We start from the raw sequence: 1,140 nt of genomic DNA on the forward strand, positions 1-1,140 counted from the left end.
GAACTCTATCTAAAGGCTTTATAATGTTTTTATATAAGGGATACAGAGGCTTGGCAACCATCTATATATCTTGGATGGTTGCTGAGACAAAATCCTCCTGTAAAATATGCAATGTTAGAAAAGACTAAGCTGTTTCGTATCTTCGATAACGTATCCAGTAAGTGCCTTGGGCTTGTTGTCAAAGAAACAGTATGCCCCTAATGCAGAAATAATATTTATGATGAAATTCGCAACAGACCTGTGACGTGAATGTACTATCTGAGCCGTATTTTTCAACAGGTCATTAATCGTTTCAATGATGTATCTTTTGCGTAGCATCATCTTGTCATAGAACGGCATTAGTTTGTTCTTCATGTTCACTCTCAGTCCTGTTACCAACTGGATGCCTTCCTCAAAAAGCGAATCGAAGAGTTTTTGCGAGATATAGCCTTTGTCAGCAAACAGCTTGCCATACAGACGTTTAGCCAACACATCGAATACCGCTGGATCTTTGTCGCTGACGTTTGCACCAGTGAGAACAAAAGCAATTATCTCACCTCTATCATTACAAGCCAGATGTAGCTTGAACCCATGACACCATCCCATTGTTCCCTTTCCGTCTGTGGCAATGCCTTTGAACACTTTGTTGGCATAACGCCTGAGATTGTGGCATATTGGTATCATGGTTGAATCAACAAAGGTTATACCTGTACATCTGCCAAAAGCACGGAGATTCAGGAAGAACATGAGAGGGAAGAATACGCGACTTTCAAGTTCTACAAAACGGTTATAAGACACCGCATTTGGAAAATATGACTTCAAAGTTCCTCTAATAAAGAATAGGTAATAATGCTTGAAGTTTCGGAACGAGCCGAAATGGAAATACAGCAAAATCGTCATGATTTCACTATCAGATAAAGAGGCTTTACGTCGTCTGCGCTTTACTCCATCTTCACCCAAAAGCAATTTTCCTGCATTTTCAGCATCAAAAACTTTGTAAAATTCATCAATAATACAAAATAATTCTGTAACTTTGTCCTTGGTAATCTCCATAATGATATCTTTTTATGTTTGTAACTAATTGGATTTCAACTACAAAGATACAAAAAATATCGGAGATTACCAACTTTTTTAGGCACTATTTCTTATCCCGAACTGAGG

Annotated in this window: 1 protein-coding gene; it reads right to left on the reverse strand. The window is 38.2% G+C overall.

Annotated elements, in window-relative coordinates:
- Nucleotides 1–114 precede the first annotated feature (114 nt).
- Nucleotides 115–1,032, reverse strand: a complete 918-nt coding sequence (locus tag ONT08_RS16405) for an IS982 family transposase (protein WP_119250497.1) — start codon at nucleotides 1,030–1,032, stop codon at nucleotides 115–117.
- Nucleotides 1,033–1,140: the final 108 nt, after the last annotated feature.

Origin of the sequence: Segatella copri, from assembly GCF_026015465.1 — a bacterium.
GTDB classification, from domain to species: Bacteria; Bacteroidota; Bacteroidia; order Bacteroidales; family Bacteroidaceae; genus Prevotella; species Prevotella copri_E.